Raw genomic sequence first — 21,478 nt, 5'->3', positions numbered from 1 at the left:
TTGGACCCCGTCCTAGAAGAGTTTCTGAGCGATCCTGCGGCGGATGTTTCGGCGCTGCACGATGTTGCGCGGATCAAGGTCATATTAGAGCAATGTGGGCGTGATGGCCGTGCGATTAGCTATTCCGAGCTTTTGCTGAACCTTGGCTTTCGCTTCACGCGGCCCAAAATGCGGGCGGTATGCAAGACGCTGGATAAGATAGACCAGATTACCGCCGAAGAAGGCGCACCTGCGCTCGCGGTGCTTGTGGTGCGTGAAGGTGACGGCTTGCCGGGCCAAGGCTGGTGGACAGGGCGGAGCGATTATCAGGGTGCATGGACAGGGCCGCAAGCCCATGCTCATATCCGAAAGCTTCAGGATGATGTGTTCGCATATTGGCAAAACCAAACGCTTTGAAATTGATCTGGGACGACAAAACTAATGCAACAGGCAAATGATTTTTTGTATGAAAGCAAAGCGTTATGCGCACAGCTGGCGCTGCTTTCCGAAATAGATTTTGAAAGGCCGACCCTTTTCAAGGGCTGGACCATTAACAACATCATCAGGCATTTGCATGTTTGGAACATAGCGGTGGATTTATCATTGCGTGATGAGGTCGCGTTTGGCGCGTTTATCACCGCGATGATGGCTGGCGTTCGCGGGGGTAAGCTGCCTGAGTTTGAGGCGCGCTATTTGGACGGTCTTTCGGGCCATGCCTTGCGAAACGCTTGGATAGAGCGTGCCGAAGCCACTGCCGCTGCATTTTCTGCGTTGGATCCGAAGCTTCGTCTCAAATGGGTTGGCCCTGACATGAGCGCGCTAAGTTCAATTACCGCGCGGTTAATGGAAACTTGGGCACATGGGCAGGCCGTTTACGATGTGCTTGGCGTGGAGCGGCAGGACACTGACCGTATTGGAAACATCGCACGTCTTGGCGTGAATACATGGGGCTTCACATGGAAAAATCGCCGTATTGAACCACCGGGACAGATGCCGAAATTGCGCCTGTCCGCTCCATCTGGCGCGGTGTGGGAATATGGCGATCTCTCCGAAAGTGGTATGATTTCGGGCAGTGCGACAGAATTTTGTCAAGTCGTCACCCAATGCCGCAACATTGCGGACACTGCGCTTGAAGTCACAGGCGAAGTCGCGCATCAATGGATGTCTATGGCGCAATGTTTTGCGGGGCCGCCACAGGACCCGCCAGCAAAAGGTTCACGGCATCGCGCCGACAGGGGAGTTTGAATAGCATGAAAAAAGTCATTTTTGTCTCATTAGGCGCAGTCTTGCTAGCGAGCACGCCCTTGGCCGCGCAATCAACCGACAGGGTTACGGTGATCCATGCCGGCAAGTTATTGGACATGCCAGGAAACCCGCCGCGTGGTCCATCTACCGTCATTATTCGCAACGGCAAAATTGCCGAAGTTTTGGCAGGTCATCAGCAGGGACCAGCAGGTGCGACGCTCATCGATCTGAAAGACAAATTTGTCCTCCCGGGCTTAATCGACAGCCATGTGCATTTGGATAGTGACGCTGGCGGTAATGCAGCCTTGATCGAGGCCGTCACCGACAGCCCGGCGCGCGCCGCTTATCGTGCTGCGGGCAATGCGAAGAAAACGTTGATGGCTGGCTTCACTACGGTGCGCAACATGGGCGATGGCACTGGCGCAACCTTGGCCCTGCGTGACGCGGTTGCGGCTGGCGAACTTCCCGGCCCCCGGATTATCGATGCTGGCCGTTCGATCTCAACGACCAGCGGGCATATGGACGCAACGTTATCGGTCTCCGAAGACCTGCATAATAGTATCGGTCAGGAAAATCTGTGTGATGGCGTTGAAAGCTGCCGTCAGGCGATACGCAAACAAGTCCGGCGCGGCGTGGACGTCATCAAGATCGCAACGACAGGTGGCGTGAACAGTCGCATTGGCGCTGGACTTGGACGGCAATTATTCGATGACGAGGTGAAGGCGTTAATTGATACCGCGCATCTTTATGGCAAGAAAGTTGCCGTGCATGCCCATGGCGACGACGGCGTCAATATCGCCTTAGCCGCAGGCGCGGACTCGATTGAGCACGGCACTATGATGACCGACGAGAGCATCAAATTGTTCAAGGCTGCAGGTGCTTATTATGTGCCGACCCTCTCAACGGTAAATGGCTATCTTGAGCGGCTTGCCGCAAACCCTAATGCCTATCCGCCCGACGTGCTGGCGAAAGTACAATGGCGGATTGGTGTGACCGGCAAGAGCCTTGCCAAGGCTTATCCCGCAGGCGTAAAAATTGCGTTTGGCACAGATGCCGGTGTTTCCAAACATGGCCGGAATGCAGACGAGTTTGAATTGATGGTCAAGCATGGCATGCCCGCCAGCGCCGCCATTCAGGCCGCGACCATGAATGCCGCGACCTTATTGGGCGTTGAAAAAGAGGTTGGCTCGCTTGAACCCGGAAAGGCGGCGGATTTAATCGCCGTAGCCGGTGACCCCATAGCGGACATCACTACATTAAAATCCGTGCGTTTTGTTATGAAAGATGGGCGGGTTTTTAAGGCTGAATAATGATGCCCTTTTGCGGGTCTGTCCGGCCTTGAAGCGTTTCCACAAAGACGCTTGCGGCAGCCTGCAATCCCGCATGGGTTTCAATGTCCACAACGCCATCGGCTGCGGTTAGGAAGCTTTTCCAACTGCGGCCGACGGCTTCGCCAAAGCCCTTTGGTCCCAGTTCCTGAATAGTTGCGACCGCGTGATCAGGGGCGAAGAACAGGATGGGCTTCGGCCCCGGCATCTCGCCGCCACTTGCACCAGCACTGTTTGGGCCGCGCGCGTCAACATGGGTGGCGCCGACCAAGCAGCTATATTTTAGATGGCTGGCCAATGTTTCGTGAACGCTACGGAGCAACCGCGAGTTGCCGGCAAAATCGACGCATACCGAAGCGGTCTTGGGCAGGGTGCCGACTGCATCATAAGAGATGACTTCGTCGTAAAGGCCAGTTGCGACGACAAAGCCCATATTGCCTTTTGAGGTCAGGCCAATGCGTTTTACGCTGGGCGATAGATCCTTAGCAACACTCGCAAGGCCCATGGCCGTTTTGGATGAAGCGCTGGTGATGAGCAAGTTTTCTGCGCCAAACCAGCCTTCGCGGCGGAGCATGGCTTCAATGAGGAACCCGGTTTTGAACAAAGGCCCAAATAACATACGCTCTGCTTCTTTTGCGGGGTCATGTTCGGGGTCAGCGGCAAGGCGGCTATACTGGTTATAGATGGGGCTCATGGGTTGGCGATGCGCAGCCATGTCCGTGAAGCCGCCCGCGCTGATCTTGCCGGGCAGAACATCAAGATGCGTCCCCATCGGTAAATATCCATATACGCGCTCACCGACCGCGATATCGGGGCAATGTGATTCTTCCACCATGGCATGGCCCCACATTGGCACGACGCCAAAATCCCCTTCCGCTGGAAAGAAGTTCCAATAGCCAAACATGTCACCGATGACGGCGTAGGTGATGTTATTCGCAGTCACGGAGAAGTTTTCGATACGCAAACGAACCGTACCTTCGCTGAGCGGCGGTAATGCAGCCTCATGCAATAGCGTTTGTGTAAGCGCTTGTTTGTTTACCCAGATTGTCGATGCCATGTTTTTGGTTCTCCTGCGGTGGGCATAACGCGCTGAACTTATGCGTTCAAGGGCGTCAATTGTGCACATTGATGTGATTATCCGCTTTGACAATCACATCGTAGTGTGAAAAAAGGCGAATCATGAGCACACAATTGATCACTAAACTTCGTAGCCTCGTCAACGACGGTGGCTTGTCACGGTCGGGCTTGGCCCGCGCTGCTGGCCTGCATGCCAACACTTTGCGTGACTTGGATGAGCCGGGCTGGAACCCGACCGCTGAGACTTTGCGCAAGTTGGAAAGCTATTTATTCTCCAACGATGACACGCCGGCGCTCGTGCCGATTGAGGAAATCATTGAAGAGGCGCGCAATGGCCGCATGTATATTCTTGTCGATGATGAGGATCGTGAAAATGAAGGCGACCTGATTATCCCTGCGCAAATGGCAACGCCGGATGCGATCAATTTCATGGCCACGCATGGCCGTGGCCTCATCTGCCTTTCGATGACCAAAGCACGTTGTGAACAGCTTGGCCTGACGCCGATGGCGCGGGAAAACCGCGAAAGCATGCAGACCGCCTTTACGGTGTCCATAGAAGCCCGTGAGGGCGTTACGACAGGCATTAGCGCCGCAGATCGCGCGCGCACCATTTCTGTCGCTGTAGATGCTTCTATGGGGCCTGACGACATTGTTTCACCGGGACATGTCTTTCCGCTTACTGCCCGCGATGGCGGCGTGTTGGTTCGCGCCGGACACACAGAGGCCGCTGTCGACATCAGCCGGCTTGCCGGCCTGAACCCGTCGGGCGTGATTTGTGAAATCATGAAAGACGACGGCACAATGGCGCGGATGGACGACCTTGTCGCCTTTGCCCATATGCATAATTTGAAAATGGGCACGATCCGCGATTTGATTGCCTATCGCCGCCAGCATGACCATCTCGTCGAAAAGCGCGCGGAGATGAAGTTCAACAGCCGCTGGGGCGGCGATTGGACCGCCATGACCTTTTACAACAAAGCGACGGGCGATGAGACCATGGCTTTGCTCAAGGGACGCATTGATCCTGAAAAACCGACACTGGTACGAATGCACACCATGTCGATGTTCGTTGACGTGTTTGGCGAAGAAAGCGAGCGGTCTGGTCTGCTTTCGCGCTCGATGGAGGCCATTGCGGACGAAGGCGCTGGCGTCATCGTAGTTATTAACAAGCCGATGAAGGGTGTCGTCTCCCGCTTCATGCAGTTGCGCGCCGAGGGCAAGCAAGCTGGTGCGCCGGAAATCGAAGAACTGCGCGATTATGGCGGGGGTGCGCAAATCCTGACGGAATTGGGCGTGCAAGACATGATATTGCTGACCAACACCCACCACACGCTGGTTGGCCTTGAAGGCTATGGCCTTTCCATTGTAGGCGAACGGCCTATTCCCGGCACCGGAGGCGAGTAATGGCGAAATTCTTAATAGTCGAAGCACGGTTTTATGACCATCTGAACGATATGCTCGTGGCAGGTGCGAAGGCGGCGTTAAAGGCCAAGGGGCATGAGGTTGAGGTAATTACTGTGCCCGGCGCGCTCGAAATTCCCGGCACCATATCGATGGCCGCAGAGGCGCAGATATATGACGGTTTTGTCGCCATTGGCGTTGTTATTCGCGGGGAAACCTATCATTTTGAGATCGTCGCTGGCGAAAGCGCGCGCGGTATCATGGCGTTGACGATGGATGGTATCGCCATTGGCAATGGCATATTGACGGTTGAAAACGAAGACCAGGCCATAGTCCGCGCTGATCCTAAGCAAAAGGACAAGGGCGGGGAGGCGGCCATTGCGGCAATGGCCTTGTTGGCGTTACAAAATAAATTCGGGTGACCAAAAATTGGTTTGCGTAATAAGGTTGCGCATTCCTTTTCCTGCTTTCCCCGTTATATACTTCCTAAGTATAGCAATTTTGTCGCCCTGAACTTGGGTCAGGGTCCATCGCGCCTCTAACGGCCGGGCTTGAGAGGAAAAATGGATGCTGAAACAGGTTCAGCATGACGGAGTGTCAGCATGAGCGCCCCCGTCTTGCCAACGTCGATCAACCCTGACTCCGAGGAGTTTAAGGCGCGCACCGCACACAACCGAGCGTTGCGCGATGCGCTTTGGGCCAAGGTTGCCGAAGCCGCGCTGGGTGGTAACGAGAAGTCGCGTGAGCGGCACACTGCGCGTGGCAAGTTGCTCCCCCGTGAGCGCGTCGAGCGCCTGCTGGATAGCGGTTCGCCTTTCCTAGAAATCGGCCAGCTTGCAGCCTGCGACCTGTATGATAGCGAAATCCCCGGTGCAGGCCTCATCACGGGAATAGGCCGCGTTTCGGGCCGTCAGTGCATGATCGTCTGCAACGACGCGACCGTCAAAGGCGGCACTTATTACCCAATGACCGTCAAAAAGCATTTGCGCGCGCAGGAAATTGCCGAGGCGAACCATTTGCCGTGCATTTATCTGGTCGACAGCGGCGGCGCCAACCTGCCGCATCAGGACGAGGTTTTTCCCGACCGCGACCATTTTGGCCGCATATTTTTCAATCAAGCCAATATGAGCGCCAAGGGCATTCCGCAAATCGCCTGCGTTATGGGCAGTTGCACCGCAGGCGGCGCTTATGTCCCTGCGATGTCGGACGAAAGCGTGATTGTCCGCAATCAAGGCACGATTTTCTTGGCTGGCCCGCCATTGGTGAAGGCCGCGACAGGCGAGGAGATTAGCGCGGAGGATTTAGGCGGCGGCGACCTGCATGGTCGCAAGTCGGGGGTGGTCGATCATGTCGCCGAAAATGACGAACATGCCCTGACCATCGTGCGCGATATCATCTCGCATTTAGGCCCAATCCACAAACCGGACATTGATGTAAAAGAACCCCGTCCGCCAAAGTTCGACACCGAAGAACTTTACGGTGTCATCCCCGATGATGTCCGTGCGCCTTATGATGTGCATGAAGTCATCGCGCGGTTGGTTGACGGCAGCGAATTTCATGAGTTCAAGGCGCTGTATGGCACGACCTTGGTCTGCGGCTTTGCACATATTTGGGGGATGCCAGTCGCAATCCTTGCCAACAACGGCGTGCTGTTTTCGGAAAGCGCGGTCAAAGGCGCGCATTTCATTGAGCTTGCCTGCCAGCGCCGGATACCGCTCTTGTTCTTGCAGAATATCAGCGGCTTCATGGTCGGCGGCAAATATGAGGCGGAGGGCATCGCCAAGCATGGCGCAAAGCTCGTCACTGCCGTTGCCACCGCAAGCGTGCCGAAGATCACTGTGCTGATCGGCGGCAGCTTTGGCGCGGGCAATTACGGCATGTGTGGGCGGGCCTATTCCCCGCGCTTCCTGTTCACTTGGCCCAATGCGCGGATTTCGGTGATGGGCGGCGAGCAAGCCGCCTCCGTCCTCGCCACCGTCCACCGCGATGCGGAAAAATGGACGCCGGAGGAAGCCGAAGCCTTCAAAGCCCCAATCCGTCAGAAATATGAGGATGAAGGCAACCCATATTATGCGACCTCGCGTTTATGGGATGATGGCATCATCGACCCAGCGCAAACCCGCGATGTGTTGGGGCTAGCCTTCGCCGCCGCCCTAAACGCCCCCGTAGAGGAGGCACCCCGCTTTGGGGTGTTTAGGATGTGAGTCAGATGATCCAATCCCTCCTCATCGCCAATCGGGGCGAGATTGCTTGTCGGATTATCCGCACTGCGCGCGATATGGGTATTCGCACAATAGCGGTCTATTCGGATGCGGATGCCAAGGCGTTGCATGTGCGGGAGGCGGATGAGGCCGTGCATATTGGGCCGTCTGCGGCGCGGGAGAGCTATTTGGTCGGCGCAAAGATTATCGCTGCTGCAAAAGCCACCAAAGCAGATGCGATCCATCCGGGCTATGGGTTCCTGTCCGAAAACGCCGAATTTGCGCAGGCTGTAATTGACGCTGGCCTCATCTGGGTTGGGCCGAACCCTGCCAGCATCACCGCGATGGGCCTGAAGGATGCAGCCAAGACATTGATGGCCCAAGCGGGCGTGCCCGTGACGCCGGGCTATATGGGCGATAATCAAGACCCAGCGTTTCTTAAGGAACGCGCCGCCGAGATCGGTTATCCTATCCTCATCAAGGCCGTTGCGGGCGGCGGCGGCAAGGGAATGCGCAAGGTCGATGGCGCGGCAGACTTTGCCGACGCGCTCGCTTCGTGCCAGCGTGAGGCCAGCGCCTCATTCGGCAACGCCCATGTCTTGATCGAGAAATATATCCAGCGCCCACGCCATATTGAGGTGCAGGTGTTTGGCGACACCTATGGCAACATCGTCCATTTGTTCGAACGCGATTGTTCGCTGCAACGCCGTCACCAGAAGGTGATTGAAGAAGCCCCCGCACCGGGCATGGACGAAGCGACCCGTGCGCAGCTTTGCGCGGTCGCGGTAAAGGCCGCAAAAGCCGTCGACTATGTCGGCGCAGGCACGATTGAGTTCATTGCCGACGCATCAGAGGGTCTACGCGCCGACCGCATCTGGTTCATGGAGATGAACACGCGGTTGCAGGTTGAACATCCGGTGACCGAAGAGATTACGGGCGTTGACCTTGTTGAATGGCAATTGCGTGTGGCGAGCGGAGAGGCCTTGCCCAAGCGGCAGGACGAACTGTGCATTAACGGTTGGGCGATGGAAGCGCGGTTATATGCCGAAAATCCGGCGACTGGCTTTTTACCCTCGACTGGTCCGCTCGACCATTTGGAGTTTCCCGAAGAATTGCGCATCGACACAGGCGTAGAGCAAGGCGGCGAAGTCTCGCCCTTTTACGACCCGATGGTCGCCAAGTTGATCGCATGGGGCGAAACGCGGGACGCGGCGATGGACCGATTGCGCGATGGCATTGACGGCACGGAAGTCTGGCCAGTGAAAACGAACGCCGGTTTCTTGGGCCGGTTGCTTGACTTGGACGACTTCGGACTTGGTGATGTTGATACGGGTCTGATTGCGCGCGAAGTCGATAATCTTGTTCATCCATCCAAGCCAGAGCCAGAAGAACTTGCCGAGGCGGCGGCGTTGTTGTGCGCCAGCCCCGGCGACGGTCCCGTCAGCGCAATTCTTGGCTTCCGTTTAAATGCACCGCCACGGGCACAAGCACGCCTCTTGGACGACGCGGGCAACCTATATATCGTCGCGTTTGATGAGATTGAGGCCGACGCACCAACCGCAGATGTGCTCGCCTTTGCCGATGGCTTTGCCCGCCGCTATGTCTTGGATGAACCGCGTGGGTCTGGACACAGTGCCGCAAGCGACGGCGCAATATTGTCGCCGATGCCAGGCCGCATCATCGCGGTCGAGGTCGCGGCGGGCGACATAGTGACCAAGGGCCAGAAACTCGCGACGCTCGAAGCGATGAAGATGGAACACAGCCTCACCGCGCCGTTCGACGGTGTGGTAAAAGAGCTAAACGCAGAGGCTGGCGCGCAGGTGCAGGTTGAGGCGGTGTTGGTGCGGATTGAGGGGGTGGCGTGAACATCTCTCACCACCTGTTTGTCATTCCCGCGAAAGCGGGAATCCACGGCCTGAGCTATCGGGTCACCGAACGGTCTGTGTTCAAGCTTTCAGATCCGGCCATGGATTCCCGCTTTCGCGGGAATGACACAGTGATTTTTTGTGAGGTGGGATAGATGGCAGGCAAATATTTCGACCAATGGCAAATCGGCGACACCATCGCCCATGACATTCGCCGCACGGTGACCGAGACAGACAATCTTTTGTTCTCGGTCATGACCCATAATCCGCAGCCGCTGCATATTGACGCAGAGGCGGCCAAGGCTAGCGAGTTTGGTCAGATTCTCGTCAACGGCACCTTCACTTTCGCGCTGATGGTCGGGCTATCGGTGGGTGACACGACGCTTGGCACGCTGGTCGCCAATCTGGGCTATGATAAATTGGTGATGCCAAAACCTGTGTTTATCGGCGATACATTGCGCGCCGAAACTGAGGTTATTGGGTTGAAGGAAAGCAAATCACGGCCCGATGCCGGTGTTGTGACGTTCCTGCACCGATGCCTCAATCAACGTGACGAACTTGTTTGCCAAACGGAACGGGCTGCGTTGTTAAAGCGGAGTGAAAGCTAGTACCGAAGCCCTGAGCCTGTCGAAGGGCGCTTATCGGATAGGCGTGCAGCACTAAGGTGAATTTTGCTGAGGTAGAAATATGAAACTAAGATCGCTCCTTTTCGTCCCGGGTGACCGGCCCGACCGCTTTGCCAAGGCCGCCGCCAGCGGCGCTGATGCGATTATCATCGATCTGGAAGATTCGGTTGCGCTTGACCGCAAGGTGGCCGCACGCGAGGCGGCGGCGGAATATCTGTCCGGCGACCGACCAGTGCCCGTGTTCGTCCGTGTCAATCCGCAGGATAGCCAATTGACGCATGACGATTTGGCGTCGATCTTGCCTTATATGCCCGATGGCATAGTGTTGCCAAAGGCAGAGGGCGCGCGCTCGGTCCATTGGCTGCGCGCCGAAGCCGCGGCGGTGGCCGACAGTCAGGATGGCGAAGCACCGCCGATCTTGCCGATCGCGACCGAAACGCCAGGCGCAGTGTTTGACCTTGGCAGCTTGCGTGATGTCGCACCTTATCTCGCTGGTGTCAGCTGGGGCGCAGAGGATTTGCCGGCCTCAGTTGGCGCAGCGACCGCGCTTGAGGCGGATGGCAGCTATACTGCACCCTATGAAATGGTCCGCGCGTTAACGCTTTTTGCGGCCCATGCCGCACGCGTTGCGGCGATTGACACAGTGTTTCCGAACATCAGTGATCAGGATGGCCTTGCCGCATATGTCGCCCGCGCTGCGCGGGATGGCTTTACGGGTATGCTCGCCATTCACCCATCGCAGGTTGCCGCCATCAACGCTGGCTTTACGCCTACGCCGGCGCAGATCGCGCATGCCCAATCCATCGTCGATGCATTCGCCGCCAACCCCGGAGCCGGGGTGCTGCAAATTGATGGTAAAATGATCGACGCGCCGCATTTGAAAGCGGCGCTTTCGACGTTATCGCGCGTTTAGGCGGTCAACATAATGCATCACCCCAGCCTGCGCCGGGGTGATGGGCAAACTGAACCGGCGTTATGCTTAAGCCGCCAGCTTCCGCAACACATAATGCAGGATGCCGCCGTTCATGAAATATTCCACTTCGTTCGCGGTGTCGATGCGGCACAAAGTGTCGAAATTGAACGTTGAGCCGTCCTTGCGCGTGACCATCACATTCACGATCTGGCGCGGCTGAAGCTTTCCGACGCTGGTGATTGTGAAGCTGTCGTCGGCTGTCAGGCCCAGCGTTGTCCGGCTTTCGCCTTCCATGAACTGGAGAGGCAAGACGCCCATGCCGACCAAGTTCGAACGGTGGATACGTTCGAAGCTTTCGACGATGACGGCGCGGACGCCAAGCAGGTTTGTGCCCTTGGCGGCCCAATCGCGCGAAGAACCGGTGCCATATTCCTTGCCAGCGATGACCACTAAGGGCGTGCCGTCGGCTTTATGCTTCATGGCGGCGTCGTAGATGGGCATGACTGCGCCTTGGTAGCTGCTCATGCCGCCTTCGATACCGGGGACCATTTCGTTTTTGATGCGGATATTGGCAAAGGTGCCGCGCATCATGACTTCATGGTGGCCACGCCGCGCGCCATAGCTGTTGAAATCTGCTTTGCTCACCTGATGCTCTAATAGGAATTTTCCAGCAGGGCTGTCCGCCTTGATGCTTCCGGCAGGCGAGATATGGTCGGTGGTAATGGAATCACCCAAGATCGCCAGCGGCTTTGCCTCGATGATATCCATCACCGGCGCGGGCGTCATGCTCATCCCTTCAAAATAAGGCGGATTGGCGACATAAGTCGACCCGGCGCGCCATTGATAGGTGTCCGAACCTTCAACCTGAATTTTCTGCCAATGCGCATCGCCTTCATAGACTTTGGCATAACGCGCGGTGAACATCGAACGGTCGATGTTTGCGGTCATGACATCATGCACCTCTTGATTGCTGGGCCATATATCGCGCAGGAACACGTCCGAACCGTCGGTCGCTTGCCCAATGGGCGTGGTGGTGAAATCTTCGGTCACTGTGCCCTTGAGCGCATAAGCCACTACCAATGGCGGTGAGGCCAAGAAATTCGCCCGCACATCGGGGGACACGCGGCCTTCAAAGTTGCGATTGCCAGAAATGACCGAAGCGGCCACAATGTCATGGCCGTTAATCGCTGCCGAAATCGGCTCTGCCAATGGACCGGAGTTACCGATGCAGGTCGTGCAGCCATAGCCAACCAAGTTAAAGCCGACCGCATCCAGATCCGCCGTCAATCCCGCACGATCGAGATAATCGGTCACGACTTGTGATCCCGGCGCGAGCGATGTCTTCACCCATGGCTTCGGCTTCAGTCCAAAGGCATTGGCCTTACGCGCCACCAATCCGGCGGCAACCAAAACGCTTGGGTTCGAAGTGTTGGTACAGCTGGTGATCGCCGCAATCACGACATCGCCATCGCCGATATCATGCGTCTTGCCCTCAACCGCGACGCGCTTTGCGCTGTCATGCTTGTAGACGTTGATGAGGTCATCGTTGAACACATTGTCGACTTGCGTGAGGACAACCTTGTCCTGCGGGCGCTTGGGGCCAGCCAGCGACGGGACCACGCTGCCCATGTCCAGTTCCAACGTGTCGGTGAAAATCGGGTCGGCCATATCGGCATAGGCCCATAGGCCTTGTTCTTTGGCATAAGCCTCCACAAGCGCAATTTGGTCCTCATCACGGCCGGTCAGGCGCAGATATTCGATGGTCTTTTCATCAATGCCAAAGAAACCACAGGTCGCGCCATATTCCGGCGCCATGTTGGCCAATGTCGCCCGGTCGGCAAGGCTAAGCGATGCAAGGCCGGGGCCATAATATTCGACAAAGCGGCCAACCACGCCCTTGGCGCGCAGCATTTGCGTTGCGGTCAACACAAGGTCGGTTGCGGTCACGCCTTCGGCCAATGCACCGGTCAGCTTGAAGCCGACAACTTCAGGGATCAACATCGATACCGGCTGGCCCAGCATCGCGGCCTCAGCCTCAATCCCGCCTACGCCCCAGCCAAGGACGCCAAGGCCGTTGATCATCGTCGTGTGGCTGTCTGTGCCCACGCAGGTGTCGGGATAGGCGATGGTCGCGCCATCTTCGCCAGTGCTGGTCCAAACGGCTTGCGCGATATGCTCCAGATTGACCTGATGGCAAATGCCCGTGCCGGGGGGGACTGCCTTGAAATTATTGAGCGACTTGGAACCCCATTTCAAAAAGTCATAACGTTCGGCATTGCGCTGATATTCGATTTCCACATTCTGTTCCGCCGCCTTGGGGTGACCGAATTCGTCCACCATGACGCTATGGTCAATGACCAGATGCACAGGGACAAGTGGGTTAATCTTCGACGGGTCCGCCTTCAACGCGGTCATCGCATCGCGCATTGCGGCTAGATCGACCACGCACGGCACGCCTGTAAAATCTTGCAACAAAACGCGGGCAGGGCGATATTGAATTTCGCGGGTAGACTTGGCGTCCTTCTGCCAATCGATCAACGCCTGCACATCGTCCACCGACACGGTAAAGCCGCCATCTTCAAAACGGAGCAGATTTTCGAGCAATACCTTCATCGAAAACGGCAGACGCGACACATCGCCCAATTTCGCCGACACTTTCTTGATCGAGAAATAATCCACCGTCTTGCCGCCAGCGGTCAAGGTGGAGCGGGTTTGCAGGCTGTCTAATCCGATTGCGGTCATGGTGATATTGTCCCTTAAAATTTGGGCTTTCGGCCGGATGGGGAAGACAGCACGGTTGCCGCTATCTGCGGCCAATAAACGCGCGTCAAACCAGCGTAAAAGCGGGAGATTCGTTTGCTGGCCGCGCCTTAGCGCGGTTGGGGGTGGGGTGCAAGTGGCGGGCAATGAAAAGATATTGAATATTGATACCGCATAAGGTATCATTATAAATATGGATAAAACCGACCGGCTCTTGGACAAAATGCGCCGCAATCCTGCAGGGGATTGGACAATATCGGATGTCCAGACGGTGTGTAGGGCGCTTGGCTGGCGCTGCCTTCCGCCCACGGGCGGCGGGTCTCATTGGAAAATTGCCGCACCGGGGGCAGATATGATCCTCACCATCCCGGCAAAGCGGCCGATTAAACCGATTTATATCCGCAAGCTGGTTGAAATGACGAAGGGTGAAAATGATGGTCCAGAAAATGACTGAATATGCAATCATGGTCGAACCCTTGGCAGAGGCCGATGGCGGCGGCTGGTTGGCAAGCGTTCCGGCGCTACCCGGCTGCATCGGCGATGGCGAGACGCCCGAAGAAGCCTTGGCGGATGCCGAACGCGCGATTGGCGAATGGATGGACGCGGCAAAGGCACTTGGCCGCGAATTGCCGGGACCATCATCGCTCGGCCAATGGCGTCAACGCGTGCCGCGTTCCTTGCATGAGAAGCTCAAGATCGTCGCCGCGCGTGAGGGCGTTTCGTTGAACAGCTATGTGGCGAATGTGTTGGCGGAGAATGTGGGGCGGGTTGGTTGACCCTGATGCGCTGAATGTGGATTAACCTGTGGATTACGCTGTGGATATGTCGGGCGGATTCATCCGGCGATTAACCGTGCCGCAATGCGTCCGTCACCTCATCTAGGCTGCCGCGCACGCGCAGCAATTGGTCTTTTCCAAAGACGATCAAGCATTCGTCATGTGCATTGTCGGCGACGCGGACAAACTGCACGATTTCCGGATTGACCGAGATTTTTTGGCCGCGCACATCGGTCATGGTGACAAAGGGGATCATGCAATTTCCTTAACATAATGCGGCGCGGGGGACGGTCGCGCGCGCGGAAGGCACTGCCTACCATGTTTTGTGCGCGCCCGCGAGGCGTGATGGGCCCCAGCCTGCGCTGGGGCGGCGGGATGGGGGTGGGGGTGACTCATGCGTGCCGTCGGCTCAGGAGATCGTAACGCCTGCATTGCGAAGATATTGAATCATTTGTTGGCGCACCGCCGGGACGACGACGAAATGGCGCATCTTGTCATCCGCCGCATTGCTTTGCCCCGCCGTGGTGGTTTCAAACAGGCCCCAATAGCGCGCGGCTTTAGGACCTTGCCCCATGCTTGCGGCAATCATGGCCTCTGTCAGGTAAAAATTGGAGCGATTATAGGGCGATAGAGGTAATTCTGCATCATAAATCTCTGCAATTTTGTCTGGCCGATTCTGTGATATCGCCGCCAAAACCAACTGAAGTCGTGCCCTGGCGAAATAGGGGCTTTGTGTTAGAATCGCCTGATCGAGCAGTTTTTCCGCGTCCGGATAATCACATATGGGCGCGAGGCCGGCAAGAACGGCCGAAAATGCCGGGCTGTTTGGGTTTGCTGCCATGGCCCGCTGGGTGTAAAGTCGTGCGGTGGGGCAATCCCGTTTCAAATAAGACAGGTTGGCGACAGCAAAATTGGCCCAGCTGTCATTGGGGTCGACGATGACCGCAGCGCGCGCAAACAACGTGCCGCGGGCATAAGCCGCATCAACATCTGCCGCCGCGCTTTTGCGTTCCATTTCGAATAAAGCGCGAAAGCCCAGCATTGTGCCACGGATATGTGTTTCCAGCACTGGCTTTTCCAGACAGGCGGCAACCTTGTCCTCTAAGCTATCGCTGCGATATCGTACAAATTCGAAATATTTTAGGAGGCATGGATAGCCGCCATCATTTTGGTTGCGCGTCTGCACCGCCTCATAAGATGCAATGATGCCTTGCCCGCCATTAATCTCTCCCAAAATAGGAATAAGTGCGGCCTGCATTTTTTCGGGCTCAGGCGGCATGACCACGACACGCGACCAAATCAGGATATCAGCCTGCGCATCGTCAATATTCAGATATAAGGTGACATTATTCTCGTCGGTTACGAGCCGTGAGTAAAGACGATAGACATGGGAACTATCATTGCGTTCAGCAGGTGAAGAAGGTCCGGTGCCGAGCCGGACGCGCGATATTTCAAAGCGGCTGAGATCATCGGCCAGTAACCCCGCAATGCGGCGCGAGGTTTGCGCCGCTTGTGGGTCTTTGCCAGTGTCGGCGGCAATTATTTCTAGGATTGGGCTGCGATAGACAGAGACGGCTGCTGGTTTTTTTTGCGCGAAGTAAGTTGCTGCTGCAACGATGGAGAAGAAGAGGAGGATGAGGAAAAGTACGACCAAAGACCGGCGGTAAAAGGGAATTGACGTTTGTGCCCAACCTTTAGGCGGCGATGCAATTGCGGCGTTTTCAGCAAAGGAAGATTCTTGTACTTTGGGTAAGGGCGGCAGTTTTGGATAGGCCAGTTCGCGCGGACCCAAATGGACGACATAAGAACCCGACAACAGGTAGATGCAGCAACCCGCGCTTGGCGCATTTTGCGCGTAATAAATTTCCAGTGTTTTGCGCAGCCGTCCCATTTGCACACGGGCCGAACTGTCCGATGCAGAATCAAAATCTTTCTTACGGCCCAAAGCATCGACCGCGACGATGAATGATTTTAACGCTTTAGCGCGACCGGCAATTGTTTCGTCGATAAGATAACGCAGCAAACCCGACAAAGCGGGCGAACGTTGAAACACAGCGCTGGATAAAACGATGTCACGCTCTGCATTGACCCTAACTGCAAAATTTAGGTTGGTATCTTTGACTGCAATTGTAATTGGACGTCTCCTGCGTCACGATTTCATACAGCAGGTTAAGTGCGTGCGCGCTGCTGGGACCGTTACATGGGGTATGTAACGGCAATTCAATGTGCCTTTTGCCTCAGTTGATAAACCTATTGCAGGCCAACAAGTTCCAGATAAAAAAGGCATTTATGCCGCAGGCGCAGTTGTTGCCCGAAGGTTACTTCCGTGCACTCTCAAAGGCTATATATCTAAGGTTAAGAACCCGAGTTCAGCGATAATCGATAATTCCCCCGGTCAACATGGTCCATATCGGGTGGGTGAAATTGCCAATTTCCCTCAGTTGGCGTGTTTTGTCTTGGGCTCGGGATCTGTCATGATGCATGCGTCAATCGTGGATCGTGGCGGGGGTTACGCCGAAACATCCATCGGGTCGCAAACCGGTGATAGGAAGTTGATGCGTTCGGCGTTATCAAAACTTGCCGCGCACCCCCCGCGGCTTTAACCTTTTTACCCTGCCATTCATTGCATGCGGCTTGCCGACCATCATTTCAAGTGTGAGGCAGGCCGGATTATATTGCTGTTGTTGATGCAAGCGCTGTCGTCGATGGCGGCATTTTGGGCAAAGCATAATCCCGCCTTATGACCCTGCGCGGCGGCAAGGCTTGCTAAAGCAGGCTTTGTCCCGCTACAGCGCGGGCATGAACCCCATCATCCTTGTCATGTCGGGCGGAGCCATCGGCGCAGCGATGCGTTACGGCCTCTCCCGCGCCTTGCCTGTCGGCGCTGCGGGCTGGCCATGGCCGACCTTTGCGGCCAATGTCGTGGGCGGGCTGTGCATGGGTATATTGGCGAACTGGATGCTGCGCGGGGACAATGCGGCGGAACCGTTACGTCTGTTTCTGGGCGTTGGCGTTTTGGGCGGGTTTACGACATTTAGCGCCTTCAGTCTTGAAATGGCGCAGATGGTGCAACGCGGGCAAATGGGCATGGCGGCAATATATGCGTTCGCGTCGGTGACATTGGCGCTTGGCGCAATTTTCGCCGGTATGGTGATAGCAAAGGCAATTTGGGCATGAGCAAGAATGACGATAAGGGCATAAGACAATTTATCGTTGCTCCCGATGATGACGGCATAAGATTGGACCGATGGTTTAAGCGCCATTTGCCCGATGCATCGTTCAACATCGTGTCGCGCTGGGCGCGCACGGGGCAATTGCGCGTCGATGGTAAGCGGGCAACGCCCGGTGACCGCTTGCTGGCTGGACAGACTTTACGGGTTCCGCCTGCGGATACGTCTGCATCCTCAAGCGCGCGGCCCGTGCGCAAGCGCCGTGACCTGACCGAAGACGAAATGGAATTTGCGCTCAGCATGGTCATCCACAAGGATGACGCGGCGTTGGTGATTAACAAGCCAGCCGGCCTTGCGACGCAGGGCGGAACCAAGACCGAGAATCATGTCGACGGCTTGCTCGATGCCTTGGGCTTTGAGCTCGATAACCGGCCAAAGCTTGTCCACCGATTGGACAAGGACACATCGGGCGCGTTATTGCTGGCGCGGACATCGCGGTCGGCGGGGCATTTTGCCAAGGCATTTTCATCACGCACCGCGCGCAAGGTATATTGGGCCTTAGTCGTCGGCGTGCCCGACATTGCCGATGGTTTCATTGACCTGCCGATAGGCAAGCAACCCGGAAGCGGTGGCGAAAAAATGCATGTCGATGAAAAAGACGGGCAATCGGCGCGCACCCGCTATCGCATTGTGGAGCGCGCAGGTAATGCAACCGCATGGGTCGAATTGCAGCCTTATACTGGCCGTACGCACCAGTTGCGCGTGCATATGGCTGCCATTGGCCACCCGATTGTCGGCGATGGCAAATATGGCGGCAAGGAGGCGTTTCTAACCGGCACAATCAGCCGCAAAATGCATCTTCACGCCCGCCGCATCCGCATCGACCATCCGTCCGGCCATCAAATCGACGTCCGCGCCGATTTGCCCCCACATATGAAGGCCAGCTTTGACGATTTGGGCTTTGATATTGAATTGGGCGATGCTTTGGTTTTGGACGCGCCCAAGTTTAGCGAAACTGCCGAGGGCAAAAAACGCGTTGCCGCCAATATCGCCAAGTCAGCGCGCAAAGAACGCAAGGGCGAACGCCGATCGCGCGGATCGGTGTCCGACAAGCCCAAGGATAATAAGCGCAGCCAAATGGCCGCTGGCAAAAAAATTGCGGCGAAAAAGCCAGTGATTAAGAAGGCCGTGGCTGGGAAAGCACCTGCGAAAAGGGCACCTGTGAAGAAGCCTGCTGGGAAGAAATAGGTCGTTTCTCTATTCCCTTCGTCACCCTGAACTTGGTTCAGGGTCTATCGCGCCACACGACTGGCGGTTGCGGTGGAAAAATGGACCCTGAAACAAGTTCAGGGTGGCGGGTAGGGGTTCAGGGTGACGGGTAGGTGTTTAGAGAGACGGGTCAGGGCGACGGGTAAGGCTTTAGAGAGACGGGTAAGGGGGAATGCAACTTCCCTCTCGTCATGCTGAACTTGTTTCAGCATAAAGGGCGTGGATTTGAGATTCTGATCGCTAATCAGAACGACAGGGGAACGAACAACATGCATCCAAATGCTGCATTTGCTTGGGATGATCGTGATGCGCTGCGTGTTTTTGCGCAGGATATCGGCTTTGGCACGCTCTTTATGGTCACCCCAGAAGGCCTGCGCGTGGCTCATCTGCCTTTTGTTTTTCTGGCGGACAATCGCGTTGGTTTTCATATCGCGCGCAACAATGCGATGACGAAATATCTGGATGGCGCAGAGGCATTATTTGTTGTGAATGGTCCGGACGGTTACATCAGTCCGGATTGGTATGGCATGGATAATCAGGTGCCCACTTGGAATTATTGCGCAATAGAGATGCAGGGCAATATCCGCCAAATGGACGAAGCTGAGTTGATCGCCCAATCCGATGCGCTGAGCCTGTTTCAGGAATCGAAATTGGCGCCAAAGCCGATTTGGGACCGGTCAAAAATGGCGGATGGTCATTTTGAAAAGATGCTGCGGGGCATATTGGGCTTTAATATGGACATCAGCGCGTGGCGCGGCACGCGCAAATTAGGGCAGAATAAGCCCGACGCCGCCCGCAACGCCGCTGCCGATGGTGCCGAGGGCGCAGGCACACGCGGTATCGCCGACTTGATGCGCAATGTGCCGTGACGGTAAAAGCATGGACGAAAAGGGCAGTGGTTAAGAAGCCTGCGGCGAAGAAATAGATTTTACGTCTTTATGTCTTTGTGCGAACCTTCATGTTTGTTGGTTCGCATGAAGATAGGAAGACACGAAGATGTCGCTTTTTACCGCATCCTATAGTTATGCTGATGACGTCCTCCTTTTCGTCACCCTGAACTTGGTTCAGGGTCTATCGCGCCACACGACCGGCGGTTGCGGAAGAGAAATGGACCCTGAAACAAGTTCAGGGTGACGGGTAAAGCTCTAGGGTAACGATGGTAATTGTTTGACGTGCCGATGGTAATCGTTCGGAGTGACGGGTAAGAGTTTAATATGACGGGGAGCCAAGTTAGTGATCAAATCGCGCACACGCCTCGCCATATTTGATTGCGACGGGACTTTGGTCGATAGCCAAGCCAATATTTGCATGGCGATGGAGCATGCGTTTGAAGGCGCGGGGCTGCGGCCACCGTTGCGGCATGATATACGGCGCGTGGTTGGGCTGTCTTTAGTGGAATCGATGCGTGTATTGTTGCCCGATGCCGATGACAAAACCCATCATGATCTGGCCGAACATTACAGGGCCGCGTTCCTGACATTGCGCAATAATGGCTTGGTGGATGAGCCCTTATATGACGGCATGGCCGCATTATTGTCGGAATTGGACGAAGATGGGTGGATGTTGGGCGTGGCGACGGGCAAGTCCGACCGCGGGCTGATCCGGTGTTTGGACCATCATGCAATCAAGGGCCTGTTTGTTACATTGCAAACCGCCGACCGTCACCCGTCCAAACCGCACCCGTCGATGGTGTATCAGGCATTGGCCGATGCCGGCGTTGATGCGCGCGATGCGGTCGTTATTGGCGATACGGTATATGATATTCATATGGGCCGCGCGGCCGGAACGCGGACCGTGGGTGTCAATTGGGGCTATCACAGCGTTGCGGAGTTGCGCGAAGCAGGGGCAGACTATATCGCCGAAAGCATGGACGATCTGAACGCGTATCTAAAGGATTTTGCATGACACCAATCGATGACAAGGCCCGTGCAGAAATGCAGGCGCAATATCGCTTTTTGGTCATCAACCTGTGCCGGATTATAGGCGCGATCTTGTTGGTGCTGGGCCTTGCCGTCATCGCGCGGGAGACGTTTGGAATCCCCAAGGCGGCGGGATATCTGCTGTTTCTGGTCGGTATGCTCAACTTTCTCCTCCTGCCTGTATTCCTGTCGAAAAGATGGAAAAGTAAGCCTGATTTATGAGGCGGTTTTGGAAAGAGGTTACGCTTGAATCCACGCCATTGGGTCAGGCTGTCCGGCTCGACGGGCGTCCGGTAAAGACGCCAACGGGCAATGCGCTCGCGCTGCCGACGCAGAAAATGGCGGATGCAGTCGTGGCGGAATGGGAAGCCGTGGAAAAAACGCTCAACCCGATCATGATGCCGGTGACGGGTTTTGCCAATGCCGCCATTGACCGTATTGCGCCCGATCATGCGGGCTTTGCCGCCGCCATCGCTGCTTATGGCGAAACCGACCTTTTCTGCTATCGCGCGGCGGCTGGCGAAGCTTTTGCCGAACGGCAGGCCCAGATTTGGGACCATTGGCTGAATTGGGCGAAAGCGCGCTATGACATCAGCTTCGTAATTGTCGAAGGCATCATGCACCAGCCGCAACCTGCCGCAACGCTGGAAACATTGCGCGGAGCGGTCGCTGCGCGCGGGGCATTTGAACTGGCCGCCATGGCGAAGCTTGCGCATTTGTCGGGGTCACTTGTTGCAAGCTTGGCGGTGATCGAACGCGCCGGCAAGCCCGAAGACATATGGAGCGCCGCCTGCCTTGATGAACTGTGGCAGGAAGAATTATGGGGCGCTGACCATTGGGCGCAAAAAAACCGCAGCGACCGCGAAGGCGAATTTATGGCGGCTGCGCGCTTTCTCGACCTGCTGGCCCTAGGTTAAAACCCATCTCGTCGGGAACGATAAGAGCGGGC

At 56.2% G+C, this 21,478-nt stretch carries 21 protein-coding genes; 17 read left to right on the top strand and 4 right to left on the bottom strand.

What is annotated here, in order from left to right; translation table 11 throughout:
* Genes ACILP3_RS01110 through ACILP3_RS01100 form a run of 3 tightly spaced genes read left to right on the top strand, consistent with a single transcriptional unit; the run spans nt 1 to nt 2,534 of the window.
* Complete coding sequence (locus ACILP3_RS01110; RefSeq protein WP_395614833.1) at nt 1–396, top strand: ribose-phosphate pyrophosphokinase; 396 nt, start codon at nt 1–3, stop codon at nt 394–396.
* Nucleotides 397–420: 24 nt separating this feature from the next.
* Nucleotides 421–1,224: a TIGR03084 family metal-binding protein gene (locus ACILP3_RS01105; RefSeq protein WP_395614832.1), complete on the top strand. Its 804-nt coding sequence runs from the start codon at nt 421–423 to the stop codon at nt 1,222–1,224.
* 5 nt (nt 1,225–1,229) lie between these two features.
* Complete coding sequence (locus tag ACILP3_RS01100) at nt 1,230–2,534, top strand: amidohydrolase family protein (RefSeq protein WP_395614831.1); 1,305 nt, start codon at nt 1,230–1,232, stop codon at nt 2,532–2,534.
* Here the strand turns inward: ACILP3_RS01100 and ACILP3_RS01095 are convergent.
* On the bottom strand, nt 2,521–3,609 hold the full coding sequence (locus ACILP3_RS01095; protein WP_395614830.1) for a DUF2855 family protein: 1,089 nt from the start codon (nt 3,607–3,609) through the stop codon (nt 2,521–2,523). The genes ACILP3_RS01100 and ACILP3_RS01095 overlap by 14 nt on opposite strands.
* 122 nt (nt 3,610–3,731) lie before the next feature.
* Here ACILP3_RS01095 and ribB point away from each other — a divergent pair, with 122 nt between their 5' ends.
* From ribB to ACILP3_RS01065, 6 genes are all read left to right on the top strand, one after another.
* Entirely contained in the window at nt 3,732–5,033 is a 1,302-nt protein-coding gene (gene ribB / locus ACILP3_RS01090) for a 3,4-dihydroxy-2-butanone-4-phosphate synthase (protein WP_395614829.1), read from the top strand.
* On the top strand, nt 5,033–5,452 hold the full coding sequence (gene ribH, locus ACILP3_RS01085; RefSeq protein ID WP_395614828.1) for a 6,7-dimethyl-8-ribityllumazine synthase: 420 nt from the start codon (nt 5,033–5,035) through the stop codon (nt 5,450–5,452). The genes ribB and ribH overlap by 1 nt, the downstream gene beginning before the upstream one ends.
* Nucleotides 5,453–5,632: 180 nt before the next feature.
* Nucleotides 5,633–7,234 (top strand): carboxyl transferase domain-containing protein, encoded by a 1,602-nt coding sequence (locus tag ACILP3_RS01080; protein ID WP_395614827.1) that lies wholly within the window; start codon nt 5,633–5,635, stop codon nt 7,232–7,234.
* A 5-nt stretch (nt 7,235–7,239) separates the two neighbouring features.
* On the top strand, nt 7,240–9,096 hold the full coding sequence (locus tag ACILP3_RS01075) for an acetyl/propionyl/methylcrotonyl-CoA carboxylase subunit alpha (protein WP_395614826.1): 1,857 nt from the start codon (nt 7,240–7,242) through the stop codon (nt 9,094–9,096).
* A 155-nt stretch (nt 9,097–9,251) separates the two neighbouring features.
* Nucleotides 9,252–9,704 (top strand): MaoC family dehydratase, encoded by a 453-nt coding sequence (locus ACILP3_RS01070; RefSeq protein WP_395614825.1) that lies wholly within the window; start codon nt 9,252–9,254, stop codon nt 9,702–9,704.
* 79 nt (nt 9,705–9,783) lie between these two features.
* Nucleotides 9,784–10,635, top strand: coding sequence for an HpcH/HpaI aldolase/citrate lyase family protein (locus ACILP3_RS01065; protein ID WP_395614824.1), 852 nt, complete (start codon nt 9,784–9,786; stop codon nt 10,633–10,635).
* Between the two features lie 66 nt (nt 10,636–10,701).
* On the opposite strand, the gene acnA is transcribed toward ACILP3_RS01065, so the two are convergent.
* Complete coding sequence (gene acnA / locus ACILP3_RS01060; RefSeq protein ID WP_395614823.1) at nt 10,702–13,377, bottom strand: aconitate hydratase AcnA; 2,676 nt, start codon at nt 13,375–13,377, stop codon at nt 10,702–10,704.
* Between the two features lie 211 nt (nt 13,378–13,588).
* Here acnA and ACILP3_RS01055 point away from each other — a divergent pair, with 211 nt between their 5' ends.
* Together ACILP3_RS01055 and ACILP3_RS01050 are read left to right on the top strand one after the other, a co-directional pair.
* A complete protein-coding gene (locus tag ACILP3_RS01055; RefSeq protein WP_395614822.1) occupies nt 13,589–13,849 on the top strand; it encodes a type II toxin-antitoxin system HicA family toxin in 261 nt (86 codons plus the stop codon).
* Nucleotides 13,842–14,171, top strand: coding sequence for a type II toxin-antitoxin system HicB family antitoxin (locus ACILP3_RS01050; protein ID WP_395614821.1), 330 nt, complete (start codon nt 13,842–13,844; stop codon nt 14,169–14,171). Before ACILP3_RS01055 ends, ACILP3_RS01050 begins: the two co-directional genes overlap by 8 nt.
* Before the next feature lie 70 nt (nt 14,172–14,241).
* Here ACILP3_RS01050 and ACILP3_RS01045 read toward each other — a convergent pair whose 3' ends face one another.
* Nucleotides 14,242–14,427 (bottom strand): hypothetical protein, encoded by a 186-nt coding sequence (locus tag ACILP3_RS01045; RefSeq protein ID WP_395614820.1) that lies wholly within the window; start codon nt 14,425–14,427, stop codon nt 14,242–14,244.
* A 153-nt stretch (nt 14,428–14,580) separates the two neighbouring features.
* Nucleotides 14,581–16,224 (bottom strand): tetratricopeptide repeat protein, encoded by a 1,644-nt coding sequence (locus ACILP3_RS01040; RefSeq protein ID WP_395614819.1) that lies wholly within the window; start codon nt 16,222–16,224, stop codon nt 14,581–14,583.
* Nucleotides 16,225–16,970: 746 nt separating this feature from the next.
* On the opposite strand from ACILP3_RS01040, the gene crcB reads away from it, so the two are divergent.
* The 6 genes from crcB (at nt 16,971) to ACILP3_RS01010 (ending at nt 21,446) form a co-directional block, all read left to right on the top strand.
* Entirely contained in the window at nt 16,971–17,348 is a 378-nt protein-coding gene (crcB, locus tag ACILP3_RS01035) for a fluoride efflux transporter CrcB (RefSeq protein WP_395614818.1), read from the top strand.
* The gene (locus ACILP3_RS01030) at nt 17,345–18,589 is read left to right on the top strand and encodes an RluA family pseudouridine synthase (RefSeq protein WP_395614817.1); all 1,245 of its coding nucleotides are present in this window, start codon (nt 17,345–17,347) and stop codon (nt 18,587–18,589) included. The genes crcB and ACILP3_RS01030 overlap by 4 nt, the downstream gene beginning before the upstream one ends.
* 290 nt (nt 18,590–18,879) lie before the next feature.
* On the top strand, nt 18,880–19,479 hold the full coding sequence (locus ACILP3_RS01025; RefSeq protein ID WP_395614816.1) for an FMN-binding negative transcriptional regulator: 600 nt from the start codon (nt 18,880–18,882) through the stop codon (nt 19,477–19,479).
* 364 nt (nt 19,480–19,843) lie between these two features.
* On the top strand, nt 19,844–20,515 hold the full coding sequence (locus tag ACILP3_RS01020) for an HAD-IA family hydrolase (RefSeq protein WP_395614815.1): 672 nt from the start codon (nt 19,844–19,846) through the stop codon (nt 20,513–20,515).
* Nucleotides 20,512–20,751, top strand: coding sequence for a hypothetical protein (locus ACILP3_RS01015; protein ID WP_395614814.1), 240 nt, complete (start codon nt 20,512–20,514; stop codon nt 20,749–20,751). Before ACILP3_RS01020 ends, ACILP3_RS01015 begins: the two co-directional genes overlap by 4 nt.
* Nucleotides 20,748–21,446 (top strand): ATP12 family chaperone protein, encoded by a 699-nt coding sequence (locus tag ACILP3_RS01010; protein ID WP_395614813.1) that lies wholly within the window; start codon nt 20,748–20,750, stop codon nt 21,444–21,446. Before ACILP3_RS01015 ends, ACILP3_RS01010 begins: the two co-directional genes overlap by 4 nt.
* Nucleotides 21,447–21,478: the final 32 nt, after the last annotated feature.

It is taken from the genome of Sphingorhabdus sp. (genome assembly GCF_044239665.1).
GTDB lineage: Bacteria > Pseudomonadota > Alphaproteobacteria > Sphingomonadales > Sphingomonadaceae > Sphingorhabdus_B.
This window is presented reverse-complemented; position numbering and strand designations above follow the sequence as displayed.

Excerpts from the sequence above, each read along its gene's own strand:
- ACILP3_RS01105 (WP_395614832.1), top strand. The coding sequence starts at position 421 with ATGCAACAGGCAAATGATTTTTTGTATGAAAGCAAAGCGTTATGCGCA.
- ACILP3_RS01100 (WP_395614831.1), top strand. The coding sequence starts at position 1,230 with ATGAAAAAAGTCATTTTTGTCTCATTAGGCGCAGTCTTGCTAGCGAGC.
- ACILP3_RS01095 (WP_395614830.1), bottom strand. The coding sequence starts at position 3,609 with ATGGCATCGACAATCTGGGTAAACAAACAAGCGCTTACACAAACGCTA.
- ribB (WP_395614829.1), top strand. The coding sequence starts at position 3,732 with ATGAGCACACAATTGATCACTAAACTTCGTAGCCTCGTCAACGACGGT.
- ribH (WP_395614828.1), top strand. The coding sequence starts at position 5,033 with ATGGCGAAATTCTTAATAGTCGAAGCACGGTTTTATGACCATCTGAAC.
- ACILP3_RS01080 (WP_395614827.1), top strand. The coding sequence starts at position 5,633 with ATGAGCGCCCCCGTCTTGCCAACGTCGATCAACCCTGACTCCGAGGAG.
- ACILP3_RS01075 (WP_395614826.1), top strand. The coding sequence starts at position 7,240 with ATGATCCAATCCCTCCTCATCGCCAATCGGGGCGAGATTGCTTGTCGG.
- ACILP3_RS01070 (WP_395614825.1), top strand. The coding sequence starts at position 9,252 with ATGGCAGGCAAATATTTCGACCAATGGCAAATCGGCGACACCATCGCC.
- ACILP3_RS01065 (WP_395614824.1), top strand. The coding sequence starts at position 9,784 with ATGAAACTAAGATCGCTCCTTTTCGTCCCGGGTGACCGGCCCGACCGC.
- acnA (WP_395614823.1), bottom strand. The coding sequence starts at position 13,377 with ATGACCGCAATCGGATTAGACAGCCTGCAAACCCGCTCCACCTTGACC.
- ACILP3_RS01055 (WP_395614822.1), top strand. The coding sequence starts at position 13,589 with ATGGATAAAACCGACCGGCTCTTGGACAAAATGCGCCGCAATCCTGCA.
- ACILP3_RS01050 (WP_395614821.1), top strand. The coding sequence starts at position 13,842 with ATGACTGAATATGCAATCATGGTCGAACCCTTGGCAGAGGCCGATGGC.
- ACILP3_RS01045 (WP_395614820.1), bottom strand. The coding sequence starts at position 14,427 with ATGATCCCCTTTGTCACCATGACCGATGTGCGCGGCCAAAAAATCTCG.
- crcB (WP_395614818.1), top strand. The coding sequence starts at position 16,971 with ATGAACCCCATCATCCTTGTCATGTCGGGCGGAGCCATCGGCGCAGCG.
- ACILP3_RS01030 (WP_395614817.1), top strand. The coding sequence starts at position 17,345 with ATGAGCAAGAATGACGATAAGGGCATAAGACAATTTATCGTTGCTCCC.
- ACILP3_RS01025 (WP_395614816.1), top strand. The coding sequence starts at position 18,880 with ATGCATCCAAATGCTGCATTTGCTTGGGATGATCGTGATGCGCTGCGT.
- ACILP3_RS01015 (WP_395614814.1), top strand. The coding sequence starts at position 20,512 with ATGACACCAATCGATGACAAGGCCCGTGCAGAAATGCAGGCGCAATAT.
- ACILP3_RS01010 (WP_395614813.1), top strand. The coding sequence starts at position 20,748 with ATGAGGCGGTTTTGGAAAGAGGTTACGCTTGAATCCACGCCATTGGGT.